The 6756-nt window shown below is 53.3% G+C and carries 9 protein-coding genes and 1 pseudogene; 8 read left to right on the forward strand and 2 right to left on the reverse strand.

Features of this window, described 5'->3' with window-relative positions; genetic code table 11:
• The first annotated feature begins 87 nt into the window (after nucleotides 1–87).
• Both QZ506_RS16140 and sixA read left to right on the forward strand, forming a co-directional pair.
• A complete protein-coding gene (locus QZ506_RS16140) occupies nucleotides 88–282 on the forward strand; it encodes a hypothetical protein (protein WP_291972457.1) in 195 nt (64 codons plus the stop codon).
• Between the two features lie 207 nt (nucleotides 283–489).
• On the forward strand, nucleotides 490–972 hold the full coding sequence (gene sixA, locus QZ506_RS16145; RefSeq protein WP_291972459.1) for a phosphohistidine phosphatase SixA: 483 nt from the start codon (nucleotides 490–492) through the stop codon (nucleotides 970–972).
• Nucleotides 973–1024: 52 nt separating this feature from the next.
• Here sixA and smrB read toward each other — a convergent pair whose 3' ends face one another.
• The gene (gene smrB, locus QZ506_RS16150) at nucleotides 1025–1597 is read right to left on the reverse strand and encodes an endonuclease SmrB (RefSeq protein ID WP_291972460.1); all 573 of its coding nucleotides are present in this window, start codon (nucleotides 1595–1597) and stop codon (nucleotides 1025–1027) included.
• A 315-nt stretch (nucleotides 1598–1912) separates the two neighbouring features.
• Here smrB and prmB point away from each other — a divergent pair, with 315 nt between their 5' ends.
• The 6 genes from prmB (at nucleotide 1913) to QZ506_RS16180 (ending at nucleotide 6533) form a co-directional block, all read left to right on the forward strand.
• Nucleotides 1913–2845, forward strand: coding sequence for a 50S ribosomal protein L3 N(5)-glutamine methyltransferase (prmB, locus tag QZ506_RS16155; RefSeq protein WP_291972462.1), 933 nt, complete (start codon nucleotides 1913–1915; stop codon nucleotides 2843–2845).
• Nucleotides 2846–2929: 84 nt separating this feature from the next.
• Nucleotides 2930–4015: a chorismate synthase gene (aroC, locus tag QZ506_RS16160; protein ID WP_291972464.1), complete on the forward strand. Its 1086-nt coding sequence runs from the start codon at nucleotides 2930–2932 to the stop codon at nucleotides 4013–4015.
• A 7-nt stretch (nucleotides 4016–4022) separates the two neighbouring features.
• Nucleotides 4023–4850 carry a penicillin-insensitive murein endopeptidase gene (mepA, locus tag QZ506_RS16165; protein ID WP_291972465.1) on the forward strand — a complete coding sequence of 276 codons (828 nt, stop codon included), beginning with the start codon at nucleotides 4023–4025 and terminating at the stop codon, nucleotides 4848–4850.
• Nucleotides 4851–4853: 3 nt separating this feature from the next.
• Complete coding sequence (locus QZ506_RS16170; protein WP_291972466.1) at nucleotides 4854–5657, forward strand: sulfite exporter TauE/SafE family protein; 804 nt, start codon at nucleotides 4854–4856, stop codon at nucleotides 5655–5657.
• Nucleotides 5654–6217 (forward strand): elongation factor P hydroxylase, encoded by a 564-nt coding sequence (locus QZ506_RS16175; protein WP_291972468.1) that lies wholly within the window; start codon nucleotides 5654–5656, stop codon nucleotides 6215–6217. Before QZ506_RS16170 ends, QZ506_RS16175 begins: the two co-directional genes overlap by 4 nt.
• Nucleotides 6218–6248: 31 nt before the next feature.
• A complete protein-coding gene (locus QZ506_RS16180; RefSeq protein WP_291972470.1) occupies nucleotides 6249–6533 on the forward strand; it encodes a YfcL family protein in 285 nt (94 codons plus the stop codon).
• Between the two features lie 97 nt (nucleotides 6534–6630).
• Here QZ506_RS16180 and QZ506_RS16185 read toward each other — a convergent pair.
• Nucleotides 6631–6756, reverse strand: a pseudogene (locus QZ506_RS16185) (IS630 family transposase); the annotation flags it as partial.

Consider the following 6756-nt stretch of genomic DNA (forward strand, 5'->3'; position numbering starts at 1 on the left):
CGCGCTGCTTGAGGGCCTTGTTATAAGAGGGCCAGTTGGTGATTTTAAAATTTTGTTTTGCCATGGAGACCTGATTTTGAAACAACTGTGGTGATCTGCTCCGATGATTACCCAAAAGTTCTATTTATTCAACAAAGCCTTTTTAACCCTGTGTTGGTGGCAAAAATGTTGTTTTTCGCTTTTTTTGTTCTGTTGCCATACGGGAGTGTGACAAGGTCGTCACTTAACCTGATGATTCGTGTGTGTAATCTTGCAACGATGCGTGTTATGGTGATGGAGTAAGGTATGACTATGCCTCAGCGGCATACCCAAATCGGTTGACTCCAGCTTCCCATCTAAGGTAAAAAAAGCGGTTCGTGCTTCGGTTAAATTTGCAACAAAATGGCACTTGTTCCCCCTGTCCAAACCTTGTATGCATGGCGGTTTCTTTATCGGTGAATACATGTTAACAGCATAATATAACGAAGTTTTTTACTATAACGGTGTTATATGCAAGTTTTGATTATGCGTCATGGTGATGCAGTGCCTGACGCAGCCAGTGATGCGCTTCGTCCTCTCAGTGCGCGCGGTGTTGAAGAGTCGCTTCAGATGGCTTTCTGGCTACATGACCAGGGTGTGGCTGTTACGCGTGTTTTGGTGAGTCCTTATGTCCGCGCCCAGCAAACGCTGTCCACCTTGCGTGGTATCCTTTCCCTGCCTGATGAAGAAGATTGCCTGCCAGCGCTGACGCCGGGCGGCGATGCCGCCTTTATCAGTGATTATCTGCTGGCGTTGGCCGGTGAGGGGATCGAATCGGTATTGATCGTCTCGCACCTGCCCTTGGTCGGGTATCTGGTGGCGGAACTCAGCCCGCAAACCGGAGCGCCGATGTTTGCCACCTCGGCGGTGGCCTGCGTTACTCTCGATGCGCAGTCGGGGGCTGGTGTGTTCGATTGGCAAATCAGCCCGTCACAGTTGGCGCTTAAATCCTGATCTGAGCTTACGCCGTCGCAAATGTCAGGCGACAGCGCGCAAGCTGGGTGCATTAGCGCGACGGTTCAGTGCACACTTTTATCTGACCGTACGCCGCATCCAGTTCCACCAACACCAACAGTGCGGCGTCACCGCCGAACTCTTTGGGGGCCTGATGGAAAGCCAGTACATCCGGATGTTGTGCCAGCCAGAGTGGCGTTTGCTGTTTGAGAATATGCTTACCGTGGCCGTGCATCACACAGGCGCAGTAAACGTGTTCACGGCGACAGGCAGCGAGCAGTGCACCTAGCTCTTGCTTGGCTTGCAACTGGGTTAATCCGTGCAGATCGAGAAACAGATCTGGGGAATAGTCGCCGCGCCGCAGTTTTTTTAGCTCGTAATGGCTGCTGCAGGGGCGCACGTAACGCGTGGGGCCGTCGCTGTCCAGTTGAGGCTGATATTCGTCGGAAAAATAAAAGCTGGCATCCACTTGTTCCTGCAACGCCTTGCGCGGCAGCAGCTTCCCTTCTACCTGATTGCGCTGGGGACGGTGTACATAGGTATCCTGGCGCAGCGTTTTGGTGCCTGCCACGGAGGCGCGGAATAGCTGTGCGTCGCCATCATTCAACGCGTGTTTTTTACTCATTCGGTCACCCCGGTGTGTCTCTCACGGTCCTTATTACGTCGGCGTATCTGCTTCCCGATGGGGCGGCCTGGCGTTAGGGAATCAATTCATACGGCATTTTCCATAAATGACATGGGCCCCAGTGTAACCTGTAATAGTGCCTGCGCTACCTTTTTAATAGCAAACCCGAAATTGGCAAACAACAGAAGGGGAGAATCGATTGATAGGCAACGCAGAGGATTTCTGCGCGGGCGGGGCGATATCTGCTGATTTGTCGTTGGCTTCATGGCAAACTAAGCGGCATTTCCGGACAGGTGGGGTCTGTGGAGGACTAACTTGGATAAAATTTTCGTCGACGAGGCGGTCAAAGACCTGCATACTTTGCAAGACATGTTGCGCTGGGCGGTAAGCCGTTTTAACGCAGCCGAGCTCTATTATGGACATGGCACCGATAACCCGTGGGATGAAGCGCTGCAACTGGTGCTGCCCACCCTGTATTTGCCCCTTGATTTCCCTGTGGATATGTATGGCTCGCGTCTGACGGTATCGGAACGCCAGCGTGTGGTTGAGCGCGTTATTCGTCGCGTTAATGAACGTCTGCCAGTGGCTTACCTGACCAACAAGGCGTGGTTTTGCGGATTCGAGTTTTTTGTTGATGAGCGCGTGTTGGTGCCGCGTTCGCCAATCGGTGAGTTGATTTCACAGCAGTTCGCTGGATTGATCGTCGATGAGCCGCAGCATATTCTCGATCTTTGCACCGGCAGCGGTTGCATCGCGATTGCGTGTGCGTACGCTTTCCCCGATGCAGAAGTGGATGCTGTCGATCTCTCCAGCGATGCGTTGGCCGTCGCCGAGCAGAATATCCAGCAACACGGCCTGGAACAGCAGGTCACACCGATTCGTTCCGACTTGTTCCGCGCGCTGCCGCCGCTCGCGTATGACCTGATTGTCACCAATCCCCCGTATGTGGATGCGGAAGACATGGCGGATTTGCCACAGGAGTTTCGCCGCGAGCAGGAACTGGGCCTTGCGGCTGGCAATGACGGGCTGGATTTGGTACGCCGCATTTTGGCCTGCGCGCCAGATTACCTTAATGAGCAGGGTGTGCTGATCTGTGAAGTGGGCAACAGCATGGTGCATTTGATGGATCAGTATCCGAATGTTCCTTTTACCTGGCTGGAGTTCGAGCACGGTGGTGATGGCGTATTTATGCTGACAAAAGATCAACTGGTGGATTGCCACAGCCATTTTGCGGCGTATCGGCAATAAAAACACCGGCTATGCCGGGCTCACCCCGGCAATATAAATCATAATGCAGTACAGAATAGCGATGTTACACAGAAAGGAGCAGTGATGGCAGGCAACAGCATTGGCCAGTTCTTCCGCGTCACCACGTTCGGCGAATCCCACGGTATTGCGTTGGGATGTATCGTTGATGGCGTACCGCCGGGCATTCCGCTGACTGAAGCGGATCTGCAACGCGATTTGGATCGCCGTCGCCCCGGTACCTCGCGTTATACCACGCAGCGCCGCGAGCAGGATCAGGTGCGTATTTTATCTGGGGTGTTTGAAGGGGTCACCACGGGTACCAGCATTGGCCTGATCATAGAAAATACCGATCAGCGCTCTCAGGATTACAGTGCGATCAAAGACGTGTTCCGCCCTGGTCATGCCGATTATACCTACGAACAAAAATACGGCGTACGTGACTATCGCGGCGGCGGCCGCTCTTCGGCCCGTGAAACCGCAATGCGTGTGGCCGCTGGTGCCATTGCCAAAAAATACCTGCAAATGACACACGGTATTCAGGTACGTGGTTATCTGGCGCAAATGGGCGATGTCACCTGTGAATTGAAAGCGTGGGATATCATCGAGCAAAACCCGTTTTTCTGCCCCGATGCCGACAAGATCGATGCGCTGGATGAATTGATGCGTGCCCTGAAAAAAGAGGGTGACTCCATCGGCGCTAAAGTCAGCGTTGTCGCTGAATCGGTGCCCGCTGGTTTGGGTGAACCAGTGTTTGACCGTTTGGATGCCGACCTGGCCCACGCATTGATGAGTATCAACGCGGTAAAAGGCGTAGAAATCGGCGATGGATTTGCGGTTGTCACCAAACGCGGCAGCGAAAACCGTGATGAAATTACCCCGCAAGGGTTCCAGAGTAACCATGCGGGCGGTGTGCTGGGTGGCATTAGTAGCGGACAGGCGATTGTCGCGCATCTGGCGTTGAAACCCACCTCGAGCATCACGGTGCCAGGGAAAACCATCAACCGCCAGGGTGAAGCAACGGAAATGATCACCCGTGGACGTCACGATCCCTGCGTGGGGATTCGTGCTGTGCCGATTGCGGAGGCAATGATGGCGATTGTGTTGATGGATCATCTGTTGCGTCAGCGCGCCCAGTGTGCGGACGTCGTGAGTCAGGTTCCTCGTTGGTAAACTAAAAATGAAAAAAGGGTGGGTGGGGGTCATTGCCGTGCTGTTAAGCGCGGGCGTATGGGCAAAAAACCCGTGGCAAGAGATCGTGCATCCGGTGCCGGGTACGGCGCAGGCCATTGGTGCGTTCTCTAACGGTTGTATTGTCGGTGCGCAGCCGTTGCCGCTGGAATCCGTGAATTATCAGGTGACGCGTGTTGATCAACGCCGCTATTTCGGTCATCCGGATTTGCTGGCGTTTATCACGCGACTAAGCGCTAATGTGAAAAAGCAGACTGGCGGTATTGTGCTGGTGGGCGATATGGGAATGCCGGCTGGCGGTCGATTCAGCAGCGGCCATGCAAGTCACCAGTCCGGTCTGGATGCGGATATTTGGTTACAGATGCCGCTGCAGCGTTGGACGGCACAGCAACTCATGAAACCGCAGCCTGTCGATTTGGTTGCAGCCAATGGTCGTCAGGTCAACCCACGCTTGTGGCAGCCACAGGTGACGGCGTTGATCAAATTGGCCGCGCAGGATCAAGAGGTCACCCGCATCTTTGTCAACCCGGCCATCAAGAAACAGCTGTGTCAGGAAGCGGGACAGGACCGTGACTGGCTGCGCAAAGTGCGTCCTTGGTTTGCGCACAGGGCGCATATGCACGTGCGGTTACGCTGCCCGGCAGACAGCCTGGAATGTCAGGATCAGGACGCGCCACCCGCAGGTGATGGGTGCGGTGCCGAATTGAGCAGTTGGTTTACGCCACGCCATCCGACCCCTGAAGCGCCAGTGAAAACGCCACCTCCGCTACCGGCCTCGTGTCAGGCATTACTCGATAAACATCTGTTGGTGAACTAACTCATGGAATGGTTTTTAGTCAGCCCCGAAATGCTCGGGGTGTTGTTTGCTTTTGCAGCACTTGCCGGTTTTATCGATTCTATCGCTGGGGGAGGTGGGTTACTCAGTATTCCAATTCTGCTCTCTGCAGGACTAAGCCCAGCGCAGGCGCTGGCAACCAATAAACTGCAAGCGGTCGGTGGATCTTTTTCTGCCAGTCTCTATTTTGTCCGTCAGCGCGCCGTGAGGTTAAGTGAACAGAAGTTGCCCATCGCCTTGACCTTTTTAGGTTCAACGTTTGGTGCCTGGTTGATTCAGCAGATTCACGCGGATTTTTTGCGCCAGATCCTGCCAGTTCTGGTGATCGGTATCGGGCTCTATTTCCTGTTAATGCCGAAAATTGGCGATGAAGATCGCCAGAAACGTTTGTCGGGCCTTTCGTTTGCCTTTTTGGCGGGCGGGTGTATCGGGTTCTATGACGGTTTCTTTGGCCCCGGCGCTGGTTCTTTCTACGCGCTGGCGTTTGTCACGCTCAGCGGTTTTAGCCTGCCTAAAGCCACGGCGTATGCCAAGGTGCTCAATTTCACTTCCAATTTTGGTGGGTTGCTGTTCTTTATTCTGGGCGGTCAGGTGGTCTGGGGCGTTGGGCTGGTGATGCTGGTCGGGCAGGTGTTGGGGGCCCGTCTCGGTGCTCGCATGGTGCTCAATAAGGGGCAAAAGCTGATCCGTCCGATGCTGGTGATTGTGTCTGCCTGTATGAGCGTGAAGTTGATTTATGATAACCACGGCAGCGATATTGCCCAATGGATAGGACACCTCTGGTCATGACCACCTCTAGTGTAATCACTACGCACGATTACCGCGATCTCATTACGTTGTTCGCACAGTGCTTTGAGCAGGACTATAACACTCGGCTGGTGAAAGGGGATGATGAGCCTATATATCTGCCTGCTGATGAACAGTTTTCCTATCATCGTATTGTGTTCGCGCACGGGTTTTATGCCAGTGCATTTCATGAAATTTCGCACTGGTGCATTGCCGGTGAGGTGCGACGCAAGCTGGTGGATTTTGGCTATTGGTACTGCCCGGATGGCCGCGATGTGGCAACGCAGGGGCAGTTCGAGCAGGTAGAAATCAAGCCACAGGCGTTTGACTGGCTGTTTTGCGTAGCTTCGGGCTTTCCCTTTAATGTCAGTTGCGACAATCTGGAAGGGAGTATTGAGCCGGATCGCATCGCATTTCAGCGCACCGTACATGCACAAGTGATGACCTATCTGGAGCAAGGTATTCCGGCGCTTCCATTGCGCTTTATTCGTGCATTACAATCGTTTTACAATACGCCGCCGTTGACGGCGGAGCAGTTCCCGTATCCCGCCGATCTCAACTGATGCGGATAAACGTTAATAGTGAGGATGTTAGATGATCGCAGAATGTGAAGCGCATATCCTTGCGCTGATTGATGATATGGTAGAGCATGCCAGCGATGATGAACTTTTTGCCGGTGGCTACCTGCGCGGTCATTTGACGCTGGCAGTGGCAGAGGCTGAAGAGCAGGGGGATACCTCGGTTCAGGAGCTCTATCAGCGCATTTGCGACAGCGTACAGCGAGCGATTAAAAATGGTGAGCTTTCGCCGCCGGATCAGATATTAGTCAATGGTATGTGGGATAATTTATTTCAGCGCGCCTCGCAGATCAATGGATAACGTACTCGCACTGACTCGGTAGATGACAAAAAGTATTATTTAACGCGTTATTGTTATTCCCGTGAAAGCGGAAATAATTCATTATACCCAATAAACCTCAAGATGCAGGTTTGAGCACCTGAAAATGATCGTGAATTCTGGACGTCAGCGAGTCCGCTATTTCTGGTAGCGTATTGGTGAAAAAATTGAATATTGCATCCCGAAAATCGCGCGTGTTTTCAAA

This window comes from Candidatus Symbiopectobacterium sp. (genome assembly GCF_020054415.1).
In the GTDB taxonomy this organism is placed as follows: domain Bacteria; phylum Pseudomonadota; class Gammaproteobacteria; order Enterobacterales; family Enterobacteriaceae; genus Symbiopectobacterium.

Excerpts from the sequence above, each read along its gene's own strand:
- sixA (WP_291972459.1), top strand. The coding sequence starts at position 490 with ATGCAAGTTTTGATTATGCGTCATGGTGATGCAGTGCCTGACGCAGCC.
- QZ506_RS16180 (WP_291972470.1), top strand. The coding sequence starts at position 6,249 with ATGATCGCAGAATGTGAAGCGCATATCCTTGCGCTGATTGATGATATG.
- aroC (WP_291972464.1), top strand. The coding sequence starts at position 2,930 with ATGGCAGGCAACAGCATTGGCCAGTTCTTCCGCGTCACCACGTTCGGC.
- smrB (WP_291972460.1), bottom strand. The coding sequence starts at position 1,597 with ATGAGTAAAAAACACGCGTTGAATGATGGCGACGCACAGCTATTCCGC.
- QZ506_RS16170 (WP_291972466.1), top strand. The coding sequence starts at position 4,854 with ATGGAATGGTTTTTAGTCAGCCCCGAAATGCTCGGGGTGTTGTTTGCT.
- QZ506_RS16175 (WP_291972468.1), top strand. The coding sequence starts at position 5,654 with ATGACCACCTCTAGTGTAATCACTACGCACGATTACCGCGATCTCATT.
- mepA (WP_291972465.1), top strand. The coding sequence starts at position 4,023 with ATGAAAAAAGGGTGGGTGGGGGTCATTGCCGTGCTGTTAAGCGCGGGC.